A 25968-nucleotide genomic window follows, 5' to 3' on the forward strand; every position below is an offset into this window, starting at 1 on the left:
ATTATTTATTTTTGGAGGTTAAAATTTTACCATCTTCTCTAATGATATACTGTTTTCCGGTAAATGGACTTTTTACAGAAATATTCCATCCGGCAAGGTGATTTTCCAGTTTAGGCTGAATGGTCTTACCATTTAATTTAATAGCGCCTTTCTGAATTTCTTTTAGGCTTGACGCCCATTTTTCATTTCTATTAAAATAACCTTTCTGCTTTCGGTAGAGCTCATAAAGTTTCCATTTAATCTTTTCGTCTTGAGGTATTTCAAATTCATCGTGCTCACCTGCATTTTTAGAAGAAAAGTAAACATAACCCCAATGTTCAGGTTCATGCATATTGATAACTCCCTGAGGGGACCATACCCAATTATATTCGGGTAGGTATTCTCCATTTTCGGCTTTCTTACGGGAATATGTGCCATCATTAAGATCAAAATCCCAATTTACACGAGAGAAATTAATTCTCCAGAACTCCTCTTCCGGAATTTCATTATGTGAATTTGCTTCTTTTAAAACATCCCATGGAATAGCAACCTCAACACTCCAAAATTTATCTTCATCTGAAGCATCATTTAAAGTACCGGAAATATGTACCGCAGATTTCAAGCCTTGAATATCCCAGCTATCAACAATAGGAGCAGGTTCACGATAAGGTTTTACAATAAAAAGGTCCCACACGGTATTAAGAGCGTTCACTTCAAACTCCATATAATTATGTGTATCCCCATCTGGATCTATAAAAATTTCAAAATCATTATTGTAAAAGATCACCGTATCTCGCTGCTTAAGTGTGCCCCAAATATGAGGCTCTTCCATTTTCGCATAGAAATAGAGGTTCTCTTCATCATAAACCATTTTCATATTAGTTTGATATGTTGGGGCTTTTTCACCTTCAATATCAATAAAATCTTCGCTGTTAGGAGCTTCTTTCCAGGAGGCTTCCTCAGCTTTACCATCTATATTAATCTCCCCAGTAGTTTTATAAGCCACATAAGATCTTGGAGGGTTTTGAGCGTAAGCGAAATTCGCTATAAGCACCCCAATAAAAACCAAAAGCAATTTATACTTCATAATTAAAGACTGTTATTTTTAACGAAATCTATAATCTCACTAAGATGGCCGAAAGCTACCGAGGTCACGGTATCTGCAGCACCATAATAGAGTGCCAGTTTATCTTCCTCCTCTGAATGTAAAGCCGCACAAGGGAAAAGTACATTTGGCACATCTCCCGTGGTTTCATAAAGTTCTGCCGGAGCCAATAAATAAGGTTGAGAACGGTATTTCACTTTGTCTGGTTCGTTTTCATCTAGAATAGCAGCACCTACCGAATATCTAAACCCATTACAGGTGTTGATTACCCCATGATAAAAAAGCAACCAACCTTCTTTGGTTAGGATAGGAACGGGACCAGCCCCAATTTTAGTACACTGCCAGGCGCTTTTTTCAAAGGGAGAAACTTTCATAACACAGCGATGTTCGCCCCAGTATTTCATATCTGGACTATAGCTAATATAAATATCACCAAAAGGAGTATGACCATTATCACTAGGTCTACTCAACATCGCATACTTCCCGTTTATTTTCTTTGGAAATAAAACTCCATTACGGTTAAAAGGAAGGAATGCATTTTCACATTGATAAAATTCTTTAAAATCAAAAGTATATCCAATTCCAATTGTTGGTCCGTGATAACCATTACACCATGTAATCCAGTAACGGTCTTCAATAAAAGTAACTCGCGGATCGTATTTATAGTCTGAATCGATCATTTCAGTATTACCAGGATTGAAATCTATAGGATTATGCTCTATTTCCCAATCGATTCCATTTTTACTAAATCCGGCAAAAATATTCATTTGCACCGCTTTATTATCACACCTAAATACCCCTGCATAACCATCTTTAAAAGGAACCACTGCAGAATTAAAAATACTGTTTGAACTTGGTATGGCATAACGATCAATAATAGGGTTCTCGTTATATCGCCACATCACCTCTTTAGAGTTACCTGGTCTATCCTGCCAGGGTATATTATTTTCCATCTTAGTTTTCATATTTTCTAATTTTGTCTAACCATGTAAATTTAAGAATAAGGGAACTTAAAAGAAAGATCAGGAAGGTTAACCCCATTTTCGAATAATCCCGAACTACCAAAAATATTGGTAAAAGTATCATACTGGATTGCCATACTATCCCAATAAGGCAGTTTAGCATATCTATCCAGAAATCTTTATTGCTCTCTATTTTAGTGTTTTCTAATTTTAATTCTTTTAATACCGGTTTCCACAATCCCCATGGCCTTACATTTTTATAAAAACTCTTTAGTGTTTCCATATTTGTTGGGGCTGTAAAATAAGTACCTAAAAAAGACCCTAATAAAGAGAATACAAAGATAGCCGGAAAAAGGTATATAGCCGGAATATGGGCAATCTCGTACAGAAAGGAATCCGGATTAAAATTATCTTTATTTTGATCTATAAAAAACTGCGAGGTGGCAATTAATAAACCAGAGAGCATACCCCAGAAATATCCCCAACCATTAAAACGCCACCAAACCCATTTTAGGAAGTTAGCAGCTACATATCCACCATATAGAGCACTAGTGATCCATAGGGTTATAGAGTTAATTGAATCTGCAAAAAAGCCCATAATCACCCCAAGCAAAACCACTAAAATAGAGGTAATATGACTCGCCTTTATATAATGTCTATCTGTAGCTTTAGGCTTAAAGTATTTTTTATAAATATCGTTTACAATATACGCCGGTCCTGCGTTCACAAAGGCAGAGAAAGTAGACATAAATGCTGCCAGTAAGCCTGCAAGCAATAAGCCTTTAATCCCTACAGGTACATGATTATTAATTACTTTTGGCAGAATAACCTCTAAGTCATTTCCAGTTAAACTACCAGAACCAGTCATCTCAGGCGCTACAAAAAACAGCCCTAATAATACTACACCGGCTATCAAAAGATATCTTGGCACAAATAATACCAGGTTGGTAAAACCACTCATATATGCCGCTTCTTTTACTGTTCTCGTAGAGAGTATACGCTGCATATCGTAGCTAGGGGTAGGCCCAGCAATACTGGCAAAAAAGCCTTTAAATAGCGTCATTCCAATAAAAGCGCCAAACATTTTATAACCCTGGGAATCTATAAGAGCATTAAAAGGTTCTTTTTTTCCTTCCCAAAAACCTTCAAGTTCGTTACCAAAAGAAACACTTTTCCAGGCTTCAGGTATAAGGTTATTAACTTCGGCATCAGTAAAACTCACAAAAGTATAACCAGCCACCAGCAAACCGGCTAGAACCATAATTCCATATTGTAAAACTTCAGTAGTAACTACTGAGAACATCCCTCCTTTAATGGTATAGATGGTAGTAAAAAAGATTATTAGCAAGGCATAGGATTGCTCAGAATTCAATAAGTTCAGTTCTCCTATATTAAGCGCAAGGTCCCATGGAAGGATCACGGTCATAAACTTACCTACACCTTCAAAAAAATAAGCAATAAAACCTATGGAAGCAATTACAGCAAAAATAGCCACAATAAGGTGCGAAGCCCTTCCGGCTTTATCGTCACCAAACCTGGTAAGAATCCATTCAGAGCCTGTCATCACCCCAGAACGTCTAATCCAGACCGCCAGGAACATCATTACAAAAATTTGGTTCCAAATAGGCCACATCCACATAAACATAAAACTCTTAACCCCATACAGGAAGAGAATTCCTACCATCCAGGCAGTTCCAGAAACATCAAACATACCCGAGCCGTTACTCAAACCCAGGTAGTACCATTTTATACTATTACCACCCAGGAAATAAGAATCTAAACCTTTGGAAGCCTTCTTTGACACCCATATTCCAATAAAAACTGTAAGGATAAGGTAAAGCGCAATAATTAAAACATCTATTAGCTCCATTACTTAGTCTTTATGGTTAACACCCCAATTTTTATTAGGTGTACTGCCCATCTCAAATACTAATTCCCCACCTTCTAAAAGTGTCTCATGAGAAATTGTAGTCTGGTTGAAATCTTCACCATTTAGAGTAGCAGACTGGATATAGATATTTTCTTCGGAAACCTTATTAGCTATAATTTTAAAACTATTACCGTCTTTTAAGTTAATTGTAGATTTCTCGAATATTGGACTACCTATTTCATATTCAGCTAAAGCTGGATTAAAAGGATATAGACCCATGGAGCTAAAAACATACCAGGCAGACATTTGCCCCGCATCTTCGTTCCCACTTAAACCATCTGGCTGTGTACTATATTGGGTTTTTAATATTTCACGAACCCAATATTGTGTTCTCCATGGTTGACCTGCTTTATTAAACAAATAAGCAATATGATGACTAGGCTCATTCCCATGCGCATATTGCCCAATTAGGCCTGAAATATCTGCCGAAGTATTATCTCCGGTAATTTCAGAACTTTCACTAAACAATTCTTCTAACTTAGCAGTGAACGGCTCAGCTCCTCCGTGAAGCTCTATTAAACCTTGTGGCTCGTGTAACACAAACCAGCTATGCTGCCATGCATTACCTTCAGTATAATCTGTATTTACTCTATGATTGGAATGCTTAGGATCAAAAGGTGTATTCCACTCGCCCGTGGGAGATTTCCCTCTCATAAATCCGGTTTCTGGATCAAAAAGTTCTTTATAAGCCTTAGCTCTTTCTGAGAAATACCCATAATCTTCTTGTTTCCCTAAAGCTTCAGCCATTTGTGCTACACACCAATCGTTGTAAGCATATTCCAAAGTTTTGGTCACCGATTCGTTACCTAAGTTATAAGGTATATAACCATACTCCTTTAACTCCTTTAAACTTCTTTGGTCTTGCATCATAGTAACCTTCAAAGCTTCATAAGCTTTTTCTACATCAAAACCTTTAATTCCTTTAAAATAAGCTTCAACAATTACAGGAACAGAATGGTAACCAGTCATAGTATTGGTTTCGTTTCCATAAAGCGTCCAAACCGGTAAGCTTCCACTTTCCTCGTAATACACCAACATACTATTTACAATATCTGCGGTGATCTCAGGATTGGTTAAAGTCAATAAAGGGTTTTGAGCTCTAAACGTATCCCAAAGTGATAAGGTAGAATATGTAGTAAAATCTTTTTGAACAATACTATCGTTTTGCAAACGAAATTCTCCGTTTTTATCACTAAAAATAACCGGTGCTAATTTTGTATGATAAAGCGCCGAATAGAAAATAGTTTTTAAAGAATCTGTTGGAGATTCTACAATGATATCTGAAAGTGCCTTCTCCCAGGATTCGTTAGCTTCTTTTTTAGTGGTATTAAAATTGAAATTAGCATCGCCATCCATATTTTCCCTCGCATTCTCAATACTTACTGAAGAAAGGGCAACAGCTACCTTCAACTCCTTACTATCTTTATCGAAATAAAGTTGAGCTGAAGTTTTCTTATTACTAACCTCTGATGCTGCTACCGCATTTTTCCCTGAGAACAATTCAGATTCTATGATTGGCGCTGAGAACTTAGCGACAAAAAATACTTTTTGATTATTTGCCCAACCAATGCTGTGACGATAACCGGTTATAGTATATTCATCTTCTACTTTAATCGCAGTTTCTGTGGGCTCATCCCAGTTTATAGCAAAACCCAGGTCTATTACTACAGATTTTTCTTCTCCTTTCCCAAAGGTATACTTATGATAAGCAGTTCTTTGGGTTGCACTAAGCTCTACATTAATATCAAAATCTTCAAGGAATATTTGATAATAGCCAGGCCTGGCGGTTTCATCTATGTGCGAATATTTAGAGAGGTACGGAATATCTTTTCTTTCCTTTACCTCTTTTCCAAGGTCAATCTTTCTGTTTACGGGCATAAACAAGATATCGGCAAGATCACCAATTCCGGTTCCAGAAAGATGCAAATGACTAAAACCTGCAACCAGGGAATCTGAATAATGATAACCAGAAACCCAGTCCCATCCACTAGTACCATTATCAGGACTCACCTGAACCATACCAAATGGACTGCTTGCACCGGGATAAGTATGGCCATGCCCCCCAGTTCCAATAAAAGGATCTACATAAGAAGTTAATTTTTTAGTTGATTTTTGAAAATCAGTAGCTTTATCATCTTGTTCTTCACAAGAAACCAATGCCAATAGAAAAATAAAAAAGAGAAGGGGAAATTTTTTAAACATTTTTTTCTTAAGTTATGTTGTATTAAATAAAATACAGGTAGATATTTCATAAATATTTATATATTCAGCCACCCAAAAAATAATATTAGACAAACAACATTTAAAAAAAGCCGAATAGCCAAAAACTATCTTTTTCCATTCTATGCCACTACGAAAACGTTTTAAACGAGACTTTTTTTTAAATGATAAATGGGAGTATAAAATCACTCCATTAGATCATATAATTTTCTGGTCGGTCTATTTTATTTTTAACACATTAAGATGGGGAAGTTACTATGGTGATTATCTTTATTCACTCAAAACTAACTCGTTAGGCTTTCCCATACATATTATTTTATGCTATCTCACTATCTATCTGCTGATACCTAAATTTATTTACACCAGAAAGTTCTTATGGTTTATTTCCATTTTGATTATTGCCATATTTTTGATGGTATTATTAAAATTTGAACTCACCTACCTTCTAATAAGCAATAATGTTTGGCCAGAAGGCCCTGGCGAAACTTCTACCTTCAGTTTAAATTATATAATGGTAATGATGCTGGGCGAACTTTATGTAATATCATTCGTTACTGCTATAAAGGTCACTATAAATTGGATGAGTGAAAATAAAAGAGCCGCAAAACTGGAAAAAACGCAGCTTGAGACCGAATTAAGGTTTTTACGCTCACAGATATCACCACATTTCTTTTTTAATACATTAAATAATATTTATTCCCTTAGTCTTAGTAAATCTAATAAAACTCCCGAAACAATTTTGAAACTTTCAGAATTAATGCGGTATTTGCTTTATGAAACTAAACCAAATTCACAACCTTTAGATAAAGAGATTAATTGCATAAAAAACTATCTGGACCTGGAAAAAATTAGATATGGCGAGAAGTTAAGCTTAGATCTAAAAGTTGAGGGAAATACAGCTAATAAAAAGATCACCCCAATGCTACTTATACCATTTATTGAAAATGCTTTTAAGCATGGAGCCAATAAAAGTATTAAAGCCGTCTTTATTAAGATAGAACTCATTATTAAAGGGGATATTTTGTATTTTAGAGCCAGCAATAGCCTACCTAAACCAGAAGAAACTAAAACCTACCTTCAGAAAGGTTTGGAAGACAAACAACAAGGAGGAATAGGAATTGAAAACGTAAAAAAACGCCTTAGTCTTTGTTATAATAAAACAGATTATGAACTAAAAATCACTAAAGATGAAACTGAATTTTTAGTCGACTTAAAGTTAAAATTAGAATGAACCTTAATTGTGTAATTATTGATGATGAGCCTTTAGCGGTAGACGTAATTAAAAACTACATCTCCCAGGTAAAAGGTCTGGAAATAATAGCAAGCTTCAATAGCGCCCTGGACAGCATTGAATTTTTGCAGGAAAACCGGGTAGATTTACTATTCTTAGACATAAACATGCCTATTTTAGACGGCTACAGCTTTTTAAAGAGTACAAACATTAAGTCGCAGGTAATCATCACCACAGCCCATGAGGAATATGCTGTAAAAGGATATGAGCTTGAAATTTTAGATTACCTGGTAAAACCCATCCCTTTTCCCCGATTTTTAAAAGCAATAAACAAGGCTAAGAAAACTAAAGAAGAAAACAAGGACGAAAACGAGAGCTGGAAAAACAAACATCTTTTTTTAAAAATCAATAAGAAAAAGATGAAAAAAGTTTACCTGGATGACATTCTGTTAATTGAAAGTTTAAAAGATTACATCAAGGTAATTACACCTAACAAGAGTTATATAATCCATCAAACTTTAAGCAGCTTCACTGAAAGCTTACCTCCCAACAGATTTATAAGAATTCACAGGTCCTACACAGTTTCTCTGGATAAAATTGAAGCATTAGAAGGCAACAGCCTGGAAATTAATGGTAAAAGATATGTTATTGGACGTAGCTATTTATCAGAAGTTAAGGATATTATTCTAGAAGACTAATCCTCTAAAACCTTTCGTGTTTTCAAAAAATATTTAGGATTTACACCGTATTTCTCTTTAAATATTTTAGAAAAATAACTTCTATTATTAAGACCTATAGCAGTCACAATTTCAGAAATATTTTTATCGGTGGTCATTAGCATTTCTTTGGCGGCCTCCAATTTCTTATGCTGCATATATTTATTCACGGTAAGATCGTAAACATATTTAAAACCTTCCTGGAGCTTATTTACATTAGTGCCAGCCTCCTTGGCCAATGATTCTACCGTTAAATTACTCCCCAAATCACCCTGGATACGTTTTACCACATAATCTACTTTCTGAATATCTGATTGCCTTAAAATTTGTGGAAGCTTATCCCCAGATTCATCATCTTCATATTGTGAAATTTGTATCACCAGCATTTGAAAAGTTTTTGCCTCAAGATATAAGGAACGCAGGAATCCTGAAAACTCCTTGGTATTTATCTCGTTCATGATATCAGCAGCTTTAATGCTATAATTCCCCTGGTAGAAGAATTGTCGCTCTGCAACCGCATCTTTAAAAAGCTCTTTTAAAGTAGGATCAAGATTTACAAAATCGTAATTTCTACGGTGCGCAAACACAGAACGAATTATCTCCAAGCTCGAAACGTGAGTCGGTTCGTTGGCTTTAAAATAAAGTACATGACCATTATGGGCACTACTGGAAACCACAATGTTTTGATAGGCTTTAATATCATTGACTTTTTCGGTATCCTGAAAAGAATGCCCAACGGTGCCAGCAGAGCAAAATATGAATTTTAGCGGATGTACGGTATTTAAGGAAAAGCAGATCTTTACATCTTCATAAAACTTACAATTGTAAGTGATAAACCCCATGCCGGAATCAAAGCTGATCCCCCTAATAAATCCTTCACCTACATGTTTTGGAAGCTCTATAGTATGCTCTCCACTACCATTTTGAACCGGCACATCCAGGCTTTCAGAAATATCTTGAATAATTTCCTCTACCGGCAAGGTTTTAACATCTATTCTCATAAATTTAATTCTTAGGGAAACCCCTGTAAATCAATTATTTATTTCTTGATATTCATACTAATTCAGTAATTATCATCAGAATTAACGTTGAATAAATCAATGTAAAGATAAAACACTTAGCAAATATACACTTAAAAGTCATTATCATTTTTATTTTAGACTAATGTTAATGTAATATAGGCTACAGGTACCTCTCCTAATTATTGAGTAGTTAAAATACATAATTAAAGGCTAAAGCACCTTATAAACAGTAACTTTTATTTGAATAGTGGCAAGCAAAACAGATTAATTATCAGATATTTACACTATTAATAATCACGCCCTTGCCTACTCTGGCTAGGTCCTCAATACCAAACACCTATGGATCTTATTTATATATTTTTGGGCTTAGAAATTCTAGCTATACTGGCCGTTTCTGTTTTTTATGCAAATAAAATAATTAAAACGCTTAGAAGAAAGTAAATTAATTTGCGCAAGCTCACCAGTCAGGTATCAAATCAACACAAGCCTTTTGAGTATTTGAATCTCAATTACAGAGTACTCGTAACCCATTCTTTTCTTAAACTTTCTAGCTTGTAAAATTTCCAAAGAAATTCAATTACTGCCATTTCCCTAAAAATTGATTGGTCGCGTAAGTTTTAATAGATATTTTAGACCAAAATAACTTTAAAACCTAATAACTGCTATGGCTAAGACCTATTATAATCCCGACGATCTAAGAAAATTTGGTGAAATAACCGAGTGGAGCGAAGAGCTAGGAAATAAATTTTTTGATTACTACGGAAAAGTTTTTGAAGAAGGAGCGCTCTCCGCAAGGGAAAAATCACTGATAGCTCTTGCCGTTTCTCACGTGGTAAAATGTCCTTACTGCATTGATGCCTATACTAAAGACGGCTTACAAAGAGGAATCACCAAAGAAGAAATGATGGAAGCCGTACACGCTGGTGCCGCTATAGAAAGCGGGGCAACCCTTGTACACGGCGTACAGATGATGAATAAATATGATAAGTTAAGCATGTAAGACCTTATCTTACCGCTCAATCTTACAAATCATTTTCTTCAAATAGCACAAAATGTAATTTTTACATGGCCTTATTAAAATCTTTATCGGCTAGAAAAAACGATCTTTCTAAACCAGAAAATCAATTAGCCTTTTTGAGTAACGGAATTTTTAAAGAAGGGGAACTTCCTTTTTTTAAAGATAAAATTGCCAAAACCGGTAATTACCCGTTAAAACCTAAAAAACTGGAAATTCTTCAGCTTAATTTAGGTTATATGTGCAACCAGGTTTGCTCCCATTGTCATGTAGACGCCGGTCCAGACCGCAAAGAGATTATGACCAAAGAAACCATGCAGCAGTGCCTGGAGGTTATTAAAACCACGAAAGCCCATACTCTAGATCTCACCGGAGGTGCTCCAGAGATGAACCCAAATTTTAGGTGGTTTGTAGAAGAAGCTTCAAAAGCAGGGATCAAAGATTTTATTGTTCGCTCAAACCTTACTATAATTCTGGCGAATAAAAAATACCATGATTTACCAGAATTCTTCAAAAAATACAATGTGCACGTAGTTTCATCACTGCCTTTTTATAAAAAGGAAAAAACAGATAAACAGCGTGGCAATGGCGTATTTGACAAATCTATCAAAGCTCTACAAATGCTTAACGCTGTGGGCTACGCACAGCCAGAAACCGAACTGAAACTGGACCTGGTTTATAATCCCGCCGGTGCCTTTCTACCTACCAACCAGCAAGCATTAGAACAGGATTTTAAAACCGCACTTAAAGAAGATTTCGATATAGATTTTGATAATCTTTTTGCTATTACTAACCTACCAATAAGTAGGTTTCTGGAATTTTTAATCGCTTCAGAGAATTATGAAGATTATATGTATGCGCTTGTAGAGGCTTACAATCCCGCCGCGGTAGAAAGTGTGATGTGCACCAATACCATTTCGGTGAGTTGGGATGGCTGGTTATACGACTGTGATTTTAATCAAATGCTGGAATTAAAAGTAGACAGCAAAGTGCAGCATATTAGCGATTACAACGAAGATTTACTCAATAACCGGGAAATAAGAATTTCGCAACATTGCTACGGCTGTACTGCAGGCGCAGGAAGTAGCTGCCAGGGATCAGTCGCATAATTTTCACTTCTTAAATTTTAAACTTTGAGCCTTAAACCTACCGAAGCTTTATTAATTATCTTTACCAGGAATCCAGAACCCGGAAAAGTAAAAACCCGGCTCGCCATAGATATAGGCAATAACGCTGCTTTTGAAATTTATAAGTTTTTACTAAACCATACTGTTTCGGTTACTAAAAATCTTGCCGTTAGCAAAGAAATATATTATTCTGAAACAATTGCCAACAACGACATTTGGAAACCTGAAATTTATTCTAAAAACCTTCAGCAGGGAAAAGAATTGGGAGAACGAATGAAGAACGCCTTTAAAGAAGGTTTTGAAAATGGTTATAAGAATATTATAATTATTGGCAGCGATCTTTACGATTTAAATCAGGAAGATCTGGAAAAAGCCTTTCAATTACTTCAGGAAAAGGATGCGGTAATTGGCCCGGCTACAGATGGCGGCTATTATTTATTGGGAATGAATCAATTGTTTCCGGAAGTTTTCCAGGAAAAAGAATGGGGAACCTCATCGGTATTGGAGGATACTTTAAAAGATTTAAAAGAAAAAAATATCGGATTCCTTGAAGCCAGGAACGATGTAGATTATTATTCAGATATTAAAGATCATAAAGATTTTCAGCAATTTTTCAATAAATTAAAAAATGATTAAAGATATACAGGAAACTACTAAATACCTGAAGGAAAACGGATTTGAAAACCCGGAAATCGGGATTATCCTGGGTACTGGTTTAGGCCAACTTTTAGACGAAATCAAGATAGAAATTGAGGTAAGCTACAATCATATTCCGCATTTCCCAACCGCAACGGTAGAATTCCATAAAGGGAAATTAATTTTTGGAGAACTGAAAGGCAAAAAAATAATGGTTATGCAAGGCCGTTTTCATATGTACGAAGGCTATACTATGCAAGATGTAACTTTTCCTGTTCGCATTATGCATCAGCTGGGTATAAAAAAACTGCTGGTTTCCAATGCTTCCGGCTCGGTAAATTTAAAGTTCAAAAAAGGAGAACTTATGTTAATTGACGATCATATTAATTTGCTGGGAGATTCTCCTTTAGCATTTAAAGAGGTCTCACAATTGGGGGAGCGTTTTGTTGATATGAGTGCGCCTTACGATGCTGAAATGAATGCAGCATTTGAAACTATCGCTAAAAAAGAAAGAATTACACTGCACAAAGGAGTCTATGCGGCACTTTTAGGTCCGCAATTAGAAACCCGTGCAGAATATAGAATGTTGCAGGTATTGGGAGCAGATGCTGTAGGAATGAGTACCGTCCCCGAAATTATTGTGGCCAATCATTTAAAGCTACCGGTTTCCGCTATCTCTGTAATTACCGATGAAGGTGACCCAGACAACCTAAAACCGGTAAATATCGATGAAATTATTGCTATGGCCGCAAAAGCAGAACCAAATATGATTAAGCTTTTTAAGGAAGTAGTAAAATCTGTTTAAGTAAAATTGCTCTGAACAAATTCAAAAGGATATTTAGAAAATAAATCTTTAATTTCGAAGCAAGCCCTGGAGCTTTTTAAATTTCGATCATCGAGCAAATATGGAACACATCGTTATTATAGGAAATGGAATTGCAGGAATTACCTGTGCGCGGCATATCAGGAAAAATTCCGACGCAAAAATCACCGTGATTTCTGCGGAAAGCGATTATTTCTTTTCCCGCACCGCGCTAATGTATGTGTATATGGGCCATATGAAATGGAATCACCTGAAACCTTATGAAGACTGGTTTTGGAAGAAAAATAGAATTGAACTAAAAAAAACCTGGGTTGATTCCATAGATTTTGAAGAAAAAACCTTGCAATTTTCCTCAGAAGAAACAATGAGTTACGATAAGCTGGTTTTGGCAACAGGTTCAGTTTATAATAAATTCGGTTGGAAAGGTCAGGATCTAAATGGCGTGCAAGGCCTGGTTTCTAAACAGGATCTAGAGCTCCTGGAAGAAAACACGCAAAACTGCAAAAAAGCAGTAATTATTGGTGGGGGTTTAATTGGTATTGAACTCGCCGAAATGCTCAAAACCCGAAATATTGAAGTCACTTTCCTGATTCGGGAAGAAGCTTTTTGGCATAATGTATTGCCAATTCAGGATGCTAAAATGATCTCTAAACACATCAAATCCCACGGCGTAGATCTTAGAGAAAAAACAGAACTGGATAAGATTATTGGCGATGAAAATGGAAGCGTTAAATCTATAATCACAAAATTGGGCGAAGAAATTGAATGCCAATTGGTAGGACTTTGTACCGGGGTTAGACCCAATATAGATTTTCTTAAAAAATCTGCATTGGAAACCGATAAAGGAATTCTGGTTAATGAATTTCTCCAGACCAATATTAAAGACGTTTATGCTATTGGGGATTGCGTACAATTAAGGGAGCCTCTACCCCATCGAAAACCTATTGAAGCCGTCTGGTATGCCGGCCGTATGATGGGCGAAACCCTGGCACAAACCTTAACCGGGAATGCCATGAAATACAAACCCGGGAACTGGTTTAATTCAGCTAAATTCTTCGATATTGAATATCAAACTTACGGCAATGTTTCAGCAAAACCGGGTGGCAACGAAATGCATTTTCACTGGCAGCATAAAGATAACACCAAAGCCATTACTATCGCTTTTGATGCTAATTCTAATAAATTCCTTGGAATAAACACCTTCGGGATTAGGATGCGTCATGTAATTTTTGATCAATGGTTAAATGAAAATAGAAAAATAGATCACGTCTTGGCCAACCTAAAACAAGCCAATTTTGATCCTGAATTTTATACTCGTTACGAGAAAGACATTTTTAAAAGTTTTAAAGAGAATCTAAAGAAATCTTGATGAAACAGACCCCACAGGTCTCCGAGACCTGTGAGGTCTAAACACCTTAGAATATGAAATATGAACCAATAATCGCTGATAGGTACTACCACATTTATAATCGGGGTAATAACAAGCAGTCTATATTCTTTGAAGAAAAAAATTACGATTATTTCATCAGCCTTATTGTAAAATATTTAATTCCTGTAGCTAATATTTACTCCTACTGTTTGATAAAAAATCATTTTCATATTCTAATAAAAACCAAAACTGATATTCCAAATTTAAAAATTTCTAAAGCTCTTTCGAATTTATTTAATGCATATGCCAAGGCTATAAATAAGGCTTACAGCCGCTCAGGCAGTCTTTTTCAAGACCGTTTTAAACGGAAGATTATTGAAAATGAAGAATACCTAGAAACTTTAATTATATACATTCATCTAAATCCGAGAAATCATAAGTTAATAGAAGATTTTAGAGCCTATAGACATTCCTCTTATTCAAAAATAATTTCAACGGAAAATTCCTTTTTGAGCAAGGAGCAGATAATTGACCTTTTTTATGATAAATCTAATTTCGCGTCTGTTCATTTTCAAAGACAGGAAGAAATACTTGAACTGGATAAAAATATTTTTTTAGAATAAACTCAAACCTCACAGGTTTTGAAAACCTGTGAGGTTTAACGCACAATATATGAGCAAAATAGAACACAATATGTCTCTCACACCAGAGGCACCGGCAAAGCTTTCTACTACCCAACGTTTGGCCAGTGGCATAGGTTTGGTTGGGCTTTTTATTTTAGTGCTTGCCCTGGCTAATGTAAACTTCCCCAGCAAAACCTTATTCCTAAGTTTATCTTTAGGACTTATTGCCTTAGGAACGGTAATCTTTGCAAATGATCTATACCTCGGCAAACACGCCGGTATCAAAAACGACGGAGTTTGGTTTAAATCGCTTAGCGGGCGCGGATTTTGGGCCTGGGTTCTTGGAATTGTTCTTACACTTTTTTACGTAGTGCTATATTGGTTCCCGCAGTATTTAGGATTAAATGCCGATGGAGAAAATACCGGAATCATATCTTTATTCGATCCATTAAGCTATTTGATTAGCGGGAATCCTGCCAGCCAATGGTTTGTTTATGGAACGCTTTACACCCTGGCTATCCTCACTTTTGGTTATAAATTTATTTTAAAATACCGCAATAATCGCTACGAGGTAATTCGTACTTTTTCGGTGATGTTCTTTCAGTTGGGTTTCGCATTTCTACTTCCCGAAATTTTAATTCGGTTGAATCAGCCTTACTATAATCCCGCAAATATTTGGCCACTTAACTACGATCTGTTTACCGATTATAAGATCAACGAATTCCTTTCTGCAGGTAATGTTGGCGTAATTATGCTAGCTTTTGGTTTGATTTCAATCTTTGTAATTACCCCTATTTTAACTTATAAATATGGAAAACGATGGTACTGCAGCTGGGTTTGTGGCTGTGGTGGCCTCGCAGAAACCGCCGGCGACCCTTACCGCCATCTTTCTGACAAATCTCAACATGCCTGGAAAATTGAACGCTGGGTGATTCATAGCGTATTGGTTTTTGTTACGGTAATGACCATCGCGGTTTTATATTCATTTTTAGGCGACAGCGCCAATGATTTCTGGCTTACCAAAGATGTTTTTCTTTGGGGTACTGCCGGATTTCTTACTTTGCTTTTTGCCGTAATTATGATCTTTAAACGTAAAGAATTGGCGAAGGATGCTAAATATGGTGCGATTGGTTATTTAGTAGTGATTCTATCAATAATAACCCTCAATTATTTCAGCGGAAATGGGAATATCTTTTTCTTCGGAGGTTATCAACTTAGAGAATGGTATGGCTTTTTGATTGGTGCCGCTTTTTCAGGAGTTATTGGCGTAGGCTTTTACCCAATTTTTGGGAGTCGCGTTTGGTGCCGCTATGGTTGCCCAATGGCAGCCATCTTAGGAATGCAGCAACGACTTTTTTCAAGATTTAGGATTACTACAAACGGCGGCCAGTGTATTTCCTGCGGAAATTGCTCTACCTATTGCGAAATGGGAATTGATGTACGCGCTTATGCTCAAAAAGGTGAAAATATAGTGCGCTCCAGCTGTGTAGGCTGCGGAATTTGCTCGGCAGTTTGCCCGCGCGGCGTTTTAAAACTCGAAAATGACGATATGGACGGGCGCATAAACTCGGAAGAAGTGCTTTTGGGAAATGATGTAGATTTAATGGATTTGGTAAACCAGAAATCGAAGTAAATGCCGCAAGAAAATCTAGAACCTCAGGGCAATCAAACGAAGCATAGATCAGAAAACAATTCCTTTAAAAAAGTTAAATCTGAAGAAATCGAGTCTTCTGAAGTTATTAAAGTAATTATTCCGGCTTATAACGAAGAAGAATCCATAGCCAAAGTTATTGCAGAAATTCCGGAGATTGTTCAGGAAGTCATTGTGGTAAGCAACAATTCCACCGATGCTACCGAAAAAAATGCCCAAAATGCAGGTGCCACAGTGCTTCGGGAAAACCGAAAAGGTTATGGTTACGCCTGTTTAAAGGGAATGGATTATATTTCAAAACAAGAAAACAAACCCGGTATTATCGTTTTCCTGGATGGAGATTACAGCGATTTCCCTGCCGAACTAATTAAAATCATCAACCCAATTATTAAGGAAAATAAAGATTTGGTTATTGGTTCCAGGGTTAAAAGATGGCGTGAAAAAGGTTCAATGACTTTTCCGCAGATATTCGGAAATTGGTTGGCAACTACCCTAATGAAATTATTTTTTAACGCCAGGTTTACAGATCTGGGTCCTTTTAGAGCAATTAAATACCACAAGTTGCTTGAACTTGAAATGCAGGACAAAACTTACGGATGGACGGTAGAAATGCAATTAAAAGCCTTAAAAAAAGGATTTTCTTATACCGAAGTGCCGGTACATTATAAAAACAGGATTGGCACCTCAAAAGTTTCCGGCACTGTAAAAGGTGCTATCTTTGCAGGAGTTAAAATACTGGGTTGGATCTTTAAATACAGCTTCAAATAATGGATTTAGCCGTTATCATCATATACACACTTGCCCTGCTATTTATTTTCTTTTATAGTATCTCGCAGCTGCAATTATTATTGAATTACCTAAAGGCAAAAAAAGAAGTGGATGCTTCAGAAAAATTCGACCTTAAAAATCCTTCCGAAACTCCTTTTATTACCATTCAGCTTCCACTTTACAACGAACTCTATGTCGTGGAACGCCTGTTGAAAAATATTGCGGAAATTGATTATCCACGTAAAAAATTAGAGATCCAGGTTTTAGACGATTCTACTGACGAATCCATTAAAAAAATTGAGCTGTTAGTAAAAGAACTCCAGCAAACCGGACTCGACATCCAACATATTACCCGAAAAGACCGAAGCGGATTTAAAGCCGGTGCTTTAAAAGAAGGTTTAAAAATCGCAAAAGGAGAGTTTATCGCCATTTTCGATTCAGATTTTTTACCTAAAAAAGATTGGTTGCTACAAACAGTGCCTTATTTCAAAAATCCTGAAATCGGGGTAGTGCAAACCCGCTGGGGACATATTAATCGTGATTACTCCCTACTCACCAAAATCCAGGCTTTTGCATTAGATTTTCATTTTATCCTGGAACAAACCGGCCGTAATTTTGGCAGGCATTTTATCAACTTTAACGGCACCGCCGGAATATGGAGAAAGGAATGTATTTTAGATGCAGGAAACTGGAGCGGAGACACCTTAACTGAAGATCTTGACCTTAGTTACCGCGCGCAACTTAAAAACTGGCAATTTAAATACCTGGAAGATGTTGAAACCCCAGCCGAACTACCGGTGGCAATAAGCGCGGCGCGTTCGCAACAATTTCGGTGGAATAAAGGTGCTGCAGAGAATTTTAAAAAGAACTTCAAGAAGTTACTAAAAGATAAATCGGTTCCCGTCGGGACGAAATTTCACGCATTCTTTCATCTTCTAAATTCCAGTATGTTTTTAATTATTCTGGTTTTAGCAGTTTTAAGTATTCCGGTATTATTTATTAAAAACAATAATCCGCAGTTTGGCTGGTATTTTAATTTTGTGGCATTCTTTTTAGTAAGCACGGTAATTTTCTTTCTATGTTATTACACGGCCTACGCGAAAATTCACGGAAAAAGCTTTAAAAGTTTTTTGAGTTTTATAGGGATGTTCTTTACTTTCTTCTCGGTAGCGATGGGATTCTCTGTTCACAACTCCCTGGCGGTTCTGGAAGGACATTTGGGGAAAAAATCGGATTTCATTAGAACCCCAAAATTCAATGTAAGTTCCCTGAACGATTCCTGGAAAAAGAATATTTATATTCAGCAGAAATTTTCATTAAGTATTGCAGTTGAATTCGCGCTATGGCTGTATTTTGGTTTCGGAGTCTATAGCGCTTTTATGCTGAACGATTTTAGCCTGGCTATTTTTCACTTGATGTTATTTATAGGCTTTGGTTTTGTGGTTTTTAGATCGGTGAGAATATAGTAGAATGAATCAAAAACCGTAATTGCGTCATTACGAACGAAGTGAAGTAATCTCTTCATTATTACTCCAAGTACAGATTACTTCGTCCCTCGCAATGACAACTAATTTTCAATAAAAATATGCCGTGTCAGATTTCCTTAAAAATCATAAGTTTTCCATCCTCCTAATCTTAACAGGAATTGCTTTTTATTGGTCTTTCGCTTACGATCTAAACCGTGCTGATTTTATAAAATTGATTAGTCTTTATACCGGCTTGTTTTTTATCAGTTTTAAGCTTATTCAGTTAGAAAAGAATAATTTTTGGTTGTTAGCCGGAACCGCAGTTCTATTCCGACTCGTCTTTATTGCAGCCACACCAAATCTTTCGCAAGATTTTTATCGCTTTATCTGGGACGGACAATTGATCCTGGAAGGAATAAACCCATATTTATCGGTGCCTAATGATTTGAAAGAACTCACAACTTCTCTCGAATTCACAGAGCAAAAACTACTACAGGGAATGGGCAGTTTAAGTGCCGGCAATTTCACCAGTTATCCACCAATAAATCAATTGCTATTTGCGATTTCAACATTTTTAGGAGGGAGAGGTATTTTGGGTTCTGTGGTCGTGATGCGATTTTTTATCATCCTGGCTGACCTAGGGACGCTATATTTTGGAAGAAAATTATTGCTAAAATTAAAGCTACCTGCGCAGCAGATCTTCTGGTTTATCCTCAATCCTTTTATCATTATAGAACTCACCGGAAATCTACATTTTGAAGGTGTAATGCTTTTTTTCTTAATCTGGTCAATTTACTTATTGCATCAAAAAAAATGGCTTTGGAGTGCGATGCTTTTGGGAATTTCAGTTTCGGTTAAATTGCTTCCTTTATTGTTTTTGCCGCTGCTATGGAATTATTTTATAAAAAGTAAAAAGATAGAAAATTCAGATATTCAAGCTCTAAATTTCAAAAAACTCCTGGGCTATTATTTTATAGTTGGGCTAACCGTAATAGCTAGTTTTCTGCCTTTTATTTCTTCGGAATTTATCTCAAATTTCTCAACAAGTATCGCGCTATGGTTTCAGAAATTCGAGTTTAATGCGAGTATTTATTACGTAGTTAGATGGGTTGGATTTCAACTGAAAGGATATAATATTATTGCCACCGCCGGGAAGATCTTACCCTTAATTGTAATTTTAATTCTAGCAGGACTGGCCTTTTTCCGAAGAAATAATTCTACCCAAAAGCTAATTGGCACCATGCTTCTGGGAGTTTCAGCCTATTTCTTTCTAGCTACCACGGTGCATCCCTGGTATATTACCACGCCACTTTTACTTTCGGTTTTTACTAAATTTAGGTTTGCGCTAGTTTGGTCTTTTTTGGTCGTGTTAAGTTATTCGGCTTATACTGAGGCCGGATTCCGGGAGAATTACTGGTTAATTGGGATTGAATATATTGTAGTAATTGGGATTTTTCTGCTCGAAATTTTTAAGTCAAAGCTACTTACGAGACTTCCTTATTATAATTAAATTCCTAATATAAACCAGGCCTCCAAAAAAGTGGGCTGCGAGTAAAACGGGATCGTACCTTAATATTCCATAAATAAAAATAAGACCGGACCCTAAAAGGCTAATCACCCAAAAATTCCAGGGTAAATCTGATTCCTGATTTTTTTCGGCATGAATCCATTGATAAATAAAACGTGAAGTATACACGAGTTGTCCCACTATTCCCAAAACTATTATCCATGTAGAAATATTTTCTCCTTTAAAAAGATCGGCCCAATCTAATTGACCTAGGAAAATGAGATATAATGCAATAAGGATTGGTAGAGCGATAACATAGATTTTAAACATAATTCCAGACTTCTCCCACTCTCCCTGAAGTTGTAGGTTTCTAAAATAGCCACCATAAACTAATAGTTGCCCAAGCATAATAGCCATATCATCCCGAAGATATCCATAGATAAATAATAACACCGCACCTTGAAGACTAAGTTTCCAAAACAGCGTTGGCGTTTCAATTTTATTTGTTTTCTCAGATTTGATCCACTGCATCACTAAACGCGCGGAAAATAAAAGCTGGGCTAAAAAACCAATCGCATAAATAAACCAACTACTACTCATATTTCAACTAAATTAGATCCGGGGGAATTAATAAATCACCTCGCGGTAAGTCCATTAGGCATCAAATGAAAAATATTTTGAATTTCGAGGTAAGTCCCGGAGCCTTTAGACATTGATTATCGAGTAAATTTCACCCATAAAAAAAGCTGTTCAATACTACACAAAATAATGTAGGCGAACAGCTTTAAACACTTATAATTCTATGTTAATTACATATCCAACAAATACGCAAAAATCAGAGGTGCCACAATTGTAGCATCACTCTCTATAATATGTTTTGGTGTATCTATATCCAATTTTCCCCAGGTAATTTTCTCATTAGGAACTGCTCCCGAATAAGATCCATAACTGGTAGTTGAGTCTGATATTTGACAAAAGTAACTCCAAAAAGGTGTATCAGTACGCTCCATATCCTGATATAACATAGGCACAACGCAAATTGGGAAATCGCCGGCAATTCCGCCACCAATTTGGAAAAATCCAATTCCGTTTTTAGAATTGTCGGTATACCAATCTGCAAGGAAAGTCATATACTCAATTCCAGATTTCATAGTGCTGGCTTTTAGTTCGCCTTTTAACACATAGGAAGCAAAAATATTCCCCAGGGTACTATCTTCCCATCCGGGAACTACAATTGGCAAATTCTTTTCTGCTGCAGCATACATCCAGGAATCTTTTAGATCAATTTCGTAGTGCTCTTCCAATACGCCTGAAAGCAATAATTTATAAAGAAATTCATGCGGAAAATAACGTTCTCCATTAGCTTCGGCGTCTTTCCAAATCTTTACAATATGCTTCTGAATTCTTCTAAAAGCTTCTTCTTCCGGAATACAGGTATCGGTAACCCTATTCAGGCCCTTTTCTAACAGATCCCATTCTTCTTGCGGGCTTAGATCGCGATAATTTGGCACACGCTTATAATGTGAATGCGCCACGAGATTCATCACATCTTCTTCTAAATTGGCACCGGTACAGGAAATGATTTGTACTTTATCTTTCCTTATCATTTCGGCAAAAATCTTACCGAGTTCTGCTGTACTCATAGCACCGGCAAGCGAAACTAACATTTTAGAACCGCCCTGAAGTTGCTTTTCGTAATCTTTGGCCGCATCTACAAGTGCAGCCGAGTTAAAATGTAAATAATATTTTTCTATAAATTGAGAAATAGCTCCTTTACTCATCTTCGTCTTCTTCGTTATAATTTTGATATTTAAATTTGTAGCTCAACATTTTATAATACAACTTGGCCGCAAGAAAATCTGATGATCTTTCATTTTTATTTGGGCAAAGTTCTACGATGTCAAAACCTACTACATTTTTCTTTTTGAACATCATTTTAAGAAACTCCAGGGTCTCATACCAGAAAAGTCCGCCTGGCTCCGGGGTGCCGGTAGATGGCAAGATAGAAGGATCAAAAGCATCTAAATCTATAGTAATAAACACATTTGGCGTCATTTGTCCAATGGCATCATCCTGCCAGTCTTCGTAAAGATCGTGAGCAAAATAAACCTGATTATCGTCCATATGCTCTACTTCAGAAACATCCATAGACCGAATTCCCACCTGAACAAGATTTGTCGTTTTACTGGCTTCATGAACCGCACAAGCGTGGTTGCAGGAAGAACCTTCATATTCTGGTCTTAGATCGGCATGTGCATCAAGTTGTACAACCGTAAGGTCTGGAAAACTTTCACTAAATGCCCTTATAGAACCAATAGAAATAGAATGTTCGCCACCAAAAAGCGTCACAAATTTCTCCTGTTTAATGTAGTTTTTAGTGGTTTTATAAACCGCTTCTACCATTTTTTCTGGAGAAGAATTTTCTGTAACCGGTGGTGCGAGATATATTCCCTTTTTATAGACTTCGCTGCGGGTTTCGATATCGTAAAGTTCCATGTTTTCTGAAGCTTCTAAAAAGGCTTCAGGCCCTTTATCAGATCCTTTTTGCCAGGTACTGGTGCCATCGTAGGGAACCGGGATCAATACCACTGTCGCATCGTCTATGCGAGAATATTTATCTGGTATTCCGGCGTAATTCTTTTTGTTCATTGTAAATGCTTAATTGGTTGTTGGTTATATAAAGTTATTAATTTTTTATTTGGCACCATTATAGCCCAGTATTTTTAGCATATCACTAGCATCCTGCTGCTCGCTAAAAAGCTTAGTGCTTATATTCCCATCTGAATCTTTATCTATTAAAAGATGTTTTGGCTGCGGAATTAAACAGTGATGCAAGCCTCCAAAGCCACCAATACTTTCCTGATAGGCTCCTGTATTAAAAAAGCCAATATATAATGGTTTCTCCTTCTTAAACTTAGGAAGATAAATAGCGTTTACATTCTGCTCTGAATTATAATAATCGTCACTATCACAGGTTAAACCGCCAAGCAAAACCCGCTCATACTCATCGTTCCAACGGTTTATGGCCAACATTACAAATTTCTTGCTAATGGCCCAGGTATCTGGTAAGGTGGTGATAAATGAAGAATTGATCATATTCCATTTCTCACGATCATTTTGCTGCTTTTGGTATAAAATCTCATAAATAGCGCCGCCGCTTTCTCCCACGGTAAAACTTCCAAATTCAGTAAAAATATTGGGGACATCAACTTCAGCTACTTCACAATATAATTTAATCTGGTTGATGATCTCATCTACCATATAAGCATAATCGTACTCAAAATGAAGGGAATTCTTAACTGGAAACCCGCCTCCAATATTTAAACTATCCAACTCTGGACAAACTTTTTTTAAGTTTACATAAACCCGTAAACATTTCTGCAGCTCGTTCCAGTAGTAAGCTGTATCCCTAATCCCGGTATTGATAAAGAAATGCAGCATCTTTAGTTCTACCTGCTCATTTTCCTTAATCTTTTTATTGAAAAACGGAACAATGTTCTTATAACCAATTCCAAGCCTGGAAGTGTAGAATTCGAATTTTGGTTCCTCTTCTGAGGCGATCCTTATTCCAATAGGAAATTTCCCTTCTATTTTTTCTGAAAGTAGATCTATCTCTTCATAATTATCTATAATGGGCATACAGTTTTTATGACCATTATTAAGCAAGCGCGCAATGTTTTCTATATACTGGTCGCGTTTAAAGCCATTACAAAGCACATAAGTATCATCGGTAATTTTCCCAGATGCTTTTAATTCTTCCACAATATTAATATCAAATGCCGAAGAGGTTTCAATATGGATATCGTTCTTTAAAGCTTCATTTAAAACGTGTTGAAAGTGAGAGCTTTTTGTACAATAACAATAATTATAATTAGCCTTATAATCGTGTTTTTCCATGGCATCTGCAAACCATTTTTTGGCTCTGTGAATGTTTTGGGAAATCTTAGGCAAATAGGTGAATTTTAATGGAGCTCCGTATTCTTTGATCAACTCCATTAGATCTATATCGTGAAACTTTAATTCTGTTCCCTCCAGGGTAAATTCTTCCTGCGGAAAGTAATAGGTCTGGTCTATTAAATCGCTGTATTTTGTATTCAATTGATAAGTTTATATGTATTAGAGATAAAAATTAGGCATTAATTTTTCGCATCAAAAAAATTGAGTGGTAAATTAATGTTAAGAAAAAATGATAAGCGCTTGAAATAAAGCGCAGAAAGGGCGCTAAACAAAGAATTTTAGTAGACGAAAAGGCTCGTCTATCATCGGCATAATAAATTCCTGTCAATTAAATAGGTACATTATAAATTCAAAATAAAAAACCGGAAAAGGAGTCTCCTAATCCGGTTCAAAAATATTAAAAAACTTAATACGGAATTACTTTTTTTAAAGCATTCCTAAATTTATAACTTCCTGATCTGTAAGCCTTCTAAAACGACCTCTTGGCAGATCCTTTTTTGTAAGTCCGCCAAAAACTACACGATCCAGTTTTTCAACCTCAAATCCCATGCTTTTAAACATTCTTTGAATCACGTGGTTTTTGGTACTTTTAGTTTCTATACCAACTTCATTCTTAGGCCTGTCAGCAATAAAACTAACGTCCTGTATATTCACTTTTCCATCTTCAAGGAAAATTCCATTTCTAATTTTCTCCAAATACTCTACTGAAAGTGGCTTGGTTAAGTTTACCTGGTAAATTTGTCTAATTCCATTTTTGGGTTTACCAAGTCTTTTAGCTAAAGTACCATCGTTGGTGAACAACAAAAGGCCCATGGCCTGGGTATCTAATTTACCTACGGGATCCAGTTTTGCTTTAGTGGCTTTTGCCATAATATCCATTACTGTTTTCCCACCTTTCTCAATACTTCCAGTTACATAAATACCTTTTGGTTTATTTAAAACAAAATATTCAGGTTTTTCTGGATTAACACTTCTTCCGTCAAATTTCACTTCATCGGTTGGCGCTACTTTAAAGCCCATTTCGGTTACAATATTTCCATTAACGGTCACATTTCCGGCAGAAATAAAGATATCGGCATCACGGCGGGAACAAATCCCGGCGTTGGCAATATATTTATTTAAACGAATTCCATCGGTCTTAGAAGGGGCTTTAGGGGCTGATGCTTGCTTTTTAATGGGTGCGTTACCGCGGGCAAAAGACTTCTTGGTCTTACCACCGCCCTGTCTTCCGCTAAACTTTCCGCCTTTAGATTTATCGTCTCTACTCATATCGCTAATTTTTTGCAAAGGTACTCTATTGATTTAGAGTGGCATTCTATTTAATTGAAAGTTTTTATACTGATTTATACTAAAAATAGCGTATCTAATAATCAATTTTATCGCCTTTTGCTTCCCATTTTTGGAAAATTGGAAGGCCTTCTTCTCGCATCATATTAATAAAAGGAATCTTACGCTCGTTCATATTAAGAGCAATTTCATCATAAACAAACTGATCGTCAAAACCGATCCTGGCAGCATCTTCCCGACTTAAAGCGTAATACACTTTGCTAGGCCGCGCCCAGTAAATAGCACCCAAACACATTGGGCAGGGCTCACAAGATGTATAAAGAATGCAATCTTCTAACTGGAAATTCCCCAGTTTTTCACAAGCCTCTCTTATTGCTGCCACCTCGGCATGTGCGGTAGGATCGTTGGTAGAAGTTACTTTATTACTGGATTCGGCAATAATTTTTCCATTCTTTACGATTACAGCACCAAATGGGCCGCCAGAACCTTTATCCATTCCTTCTTCTGCTAACTGAATAGCTCTTTTAAGAAAATAGCTATGATCTTTTTCCATAAATAACTTTTGAATTTAAAT

The 25968-nt window shown here is 36.4% G+C and carries 23 protein-coding genes; 12 read left to right on the forward strand and 11 right to left on the reverse strand.

What is annotated here, in order from left to right; genetic code table 11:
• Position 1: 1 nt before the first annotated feature.
• Genes B5X51_RS04810 through B5X51_RS04825 form a run of 4 tightly spaced genes read right to left on the reverse strand, consistent with a single transcriptional unit; the run spans position 2 to position 6178 of the window.
• The gene (locus B5X51_RS04810) at positions 2-1066 is read right to left on the reverse strand and encodes a carbohydrate-binding family 9-like protein (protein WP_079719760.1); all 1065 of its coding nucleotides are present in this window, start codon (positions 1064-1066) and stop codon (positions 2-4) included.
• Between the two features lie 2 nt (positions 1067-1068).
• Positions 1069-2037: a glycoside hydrolase family 130 protein gene (locus B5X51_RS04815; RefSeq protein ID WP_079720718.1), complete on the reverse strand. Its 969-nt coding sequence runs from the start codon at positions 2035-2037 to the stop codon at positions 1069-1071.
• 1 nt (position 2038) lies between these two features.
• Positions 2039-3916 carry a sodium:solute symporter family protein gene (locus B5X51_RS04820; protein WP_079719761.1) on the reverse strand — a complete coding sequence of 626 codons (1878 nt, stop codon included), beginning with the start codon at positions 3914-3916 and terminating at the stop codon, positions 2039-2041.
• Positions 3917-3919: 3 nt separating this feature from the next.
• Entirely contained in the window at positions 3920-6178 is a 2259-nt protein-coding gene (locus B5X51_RS04825; RefSeq protein WP_079719762.1) for a GH92 family glycosyl hydrolase, read from the reverse strand.
• Positions 6179-6608: 430 nt separating this feature from the next.
• Here B5X51_RS04825 and B5X51_RS04830 point away from each other — a divergent pair, with 430 nt between their 5' ends.
• Positions 6609-7427: a sensor histidine kinase gene (locus tag B5X51_RS04830; protein WP_317042105.1), complete on the forward strand. Its 819-nt coding sequence runs from the start codon at positions 6609-6611 to the stop codon at positions 7425-7427.
• Positions 7424-8125, forward strand: coding sequence for a LytR/AlgR family response regulator transcription factor (locus tag B5X51_RS04835; protein WP_079719764.1), 702 nt, complete (start codon positions 7424-7426; stop codon positions 8123-8125). The genes B5X51_RS04830 and B5X51_RS04835 overlap by 4 nt, the downstream gene beginning before the upstream one ends.
• Here the strand turns inward: B5X51_RS04835 and B5X51_RS04840 are convergent.
• Complete coding sequence (locus B5X51_RS04840) at positions 8122-9144, reverse strand: helix-turn-helix domain-containing protein (RefSeq protein WP_079719765.1); 1023 nt, start codon at positions 9142-9144, stop codon at positions 8122-8124. The genes B5X51_RS04835 and B5X51_RS04840 overlap by 4 nt on opposite strands.
• Positions 9145-9829: 685 nt before the next feature.
• Here B5X51_RS04840 and B5X51_RS04845 point away from each other — a divergent pair.
• From B5X51_RS04845 to B5X51_RS04890, 10 genes are all read left to right on the forward strand, one after another.
• Positions 9830-10165, forward strand: coding sequence for an arsenosugar biosynthesis-associated peroxidase-like protein (locus B5X51_RS04845; RefSeq protein WP_079719766.1), 336 nt, complete (start codon positions 9830-9832; stop codon positions 10163-10165).
• A gap of 65 nt (positions 10166-10230) precedes the next feature.
• The gene (arsS, locus tag B5X51_RS04850) at positions 10231-11289 is read left to right on the forward strand and encodes an arsenosugar biosynthesis radical SAM (seleno)protein ArsS (protein ID WP_079719767.1); all 1059 of its coding nucleotides are present in this window, start codon (positions 10231-10233) and stop codon (positions 11287-11289) included.
• 24 nt (positions 11290-11313) lie between these two features.
• Positions 11314-11943 carry a TIGR04282 family arsenosugar biosynthesis glycosyltransferase gene (locus B5X51_RS04855; protein WP_079719768.1) on the forward strand — a complete coding sequence of 210 codons (630 nt, stop codon included), beginning with the start codon at positions 11314-11316 and terminating at the stop codon, positions 11941-11943.
• Positions 11936-12748: a purine-nucleoside phosphorylase gene (locus tag B5X51_RS04860; RefSeq protein WP_079719769.1), complete on the forward strand. Its 813-nt coding sequence runs from the start codon at positions 11936-11938 to the stop codon at positions 12746-12748. The genes B5X51_RS04855 and B5X51_RS04860 overlap by 8 nt, the downstream gene beginning before the upstream one ends.
• Positions 12749-12848: 100 nt before the next feature.
• On the forward strand, positions 12849-14135 hold the full coding sequence (locus B5X51_RS04865; protein WP_079719770.1) for an NAD(P)/FAD-dependent oxidoreductase: 1287 nt from the start codon (positions 12849-12851) through the stop codon (positions 14133-14135).
• Positions 14136-14188: 53 nt separating this feature from the next.
• The gene (locus tag B5X51_RS04870) at positions 14189-14758 is read left to right on the forward strand and encodes a transposase (protein ID WP_079719771.1); all 570 of its coding nucleotides are present in this window, start codon (positions 14189-14191) and stop codon (positions 14756-14758) included.
• Positions 14759-14807: 49 nt separating this feature from the next.
• Entirely contained in the window at positions 14808-16391 is a 1584-nt protein-coding gene (locus B5X51_RS04875; RefSeq protein WP_079719772.1) for a 4Fe-4S binding protein, read from the forward strand.
• Entirely contained in the window at positions 16392-17177 is a 786-nt protein-coding gene (locus B5X51_RS04880) for a glycosyltransferase family 2 protein (RefSeq protein ID WP_079719773.1), read from the forward strand.
• A complete protein-coding gene (locus B5X51_RS04885; RefSeq protein ID WP_079719774.1) occupies positions 17177-18643 on the forward strand; it encodes a cellulose synthase family protein in 1467 nt (488 codons plus the stop codon). The genes B5X51_RS04880 and B5X51_RS04885 overlap by 1 nt, the downstream gene beginning before the upstream one ends.
• Positions 18644-18767: 124 nt before the next feature.
• Positions 18768-20153, forward strand: coding sequence for an MptA/MptB family glycosyltransferase (locus B5X51_RS04890; protein ID WP_079719775.1), 1386 nt, complete (start codon positions 18768-18770; stop codon positions 20151-20153).
• Here B5X51_RS04890 and B5X51_RS04895 read toward each other — a convergent pair.
• The 6 genes from B5X51_RS04895 to B5X51_RS04920 form a co-directional block, all read right to left on the reverse strand.
• A complete protein-coding gene (locus B5X51_RS04895; protein WP_079719776.1) occupies positions 20124-20750 on the reverse strand; it encodes a lipid-A-disaccharide synthase N-terminal domain-containing protein in 627 nt (208 codons plus the stop codon). The two genes, B5X51_RS04890 and B5X51_RS04895, sit on opposite strands and share 30 nt — an antisense overlap.
• Before the next feature lie 209 nt (positions 20751-20959).
• The gene (locus tag B5X51_RS04900; protein WP_079719777.1) at positions 20960-21931 is read right to left on the reverse strand and encodes a deoxyhypusine synthase family protein; all 972 of its coding nucleotides are present in this window, start codon (positions 21929-21931) and stop codon (positions 20960-20962) included.
• A complete protein-coding gene (gene speB, locus B5X51_RS04905) occupies positions 21924-22799 on the reverse strand; it encodes an agmatinase (protein WP_079719778.1) in 876 nt (291 codons plus the stop codon). Before speB ends, B5X51_RS04900 begins: the two co-directional genes overlap by 8 nt.
• A gap of 45 nt (positions 22800-22844) precedes the next feature.
• A complete protein-coding gene (locus B5X51_RS04910; protein ID WP_079719779.1) occupies positions 22845-24248 on the reverse strand; it encodes an arginine decarboxylase in 1404 nt (467 codons plus the stop codon).
• A gap of 285 nt (positions 24249-24533) precedes the next feature.
• Positions 24534-25376 (reverse strand): pseudouridine synthase, encoded by an 843-nt coding sequence (locus B5X51_RS04915; protein WP_079719780.1) that lies wholly within the window; start codon positions 25374-25376, stop codon positions 24534-24536.
• 94 nt (positions 25377-25470) lie between these two features.
• Positions 25471-25947, reverse strand: a complete 477-nt coding sequence (locus B5X51_RS04920; RefSeq protein ID WP_079719781.1) for a nucleoside deaminase — start codon at positions 25945-25947, stop codon at positions 25471-25473.
• Positions 25948-25968 lie beyond the last annotated feature (21 nt).

This window comes from Salegentibacter holothuriorum (assembly GCF_900168045.1).
Taxonomy (GTDB): domain Bacteria; phylum Bacteroidota; class Bacteroidia; order Flavobacteriales; family Flavobacteriaceae; genus Salegentibacter; species Salegentibacter holothuriorum.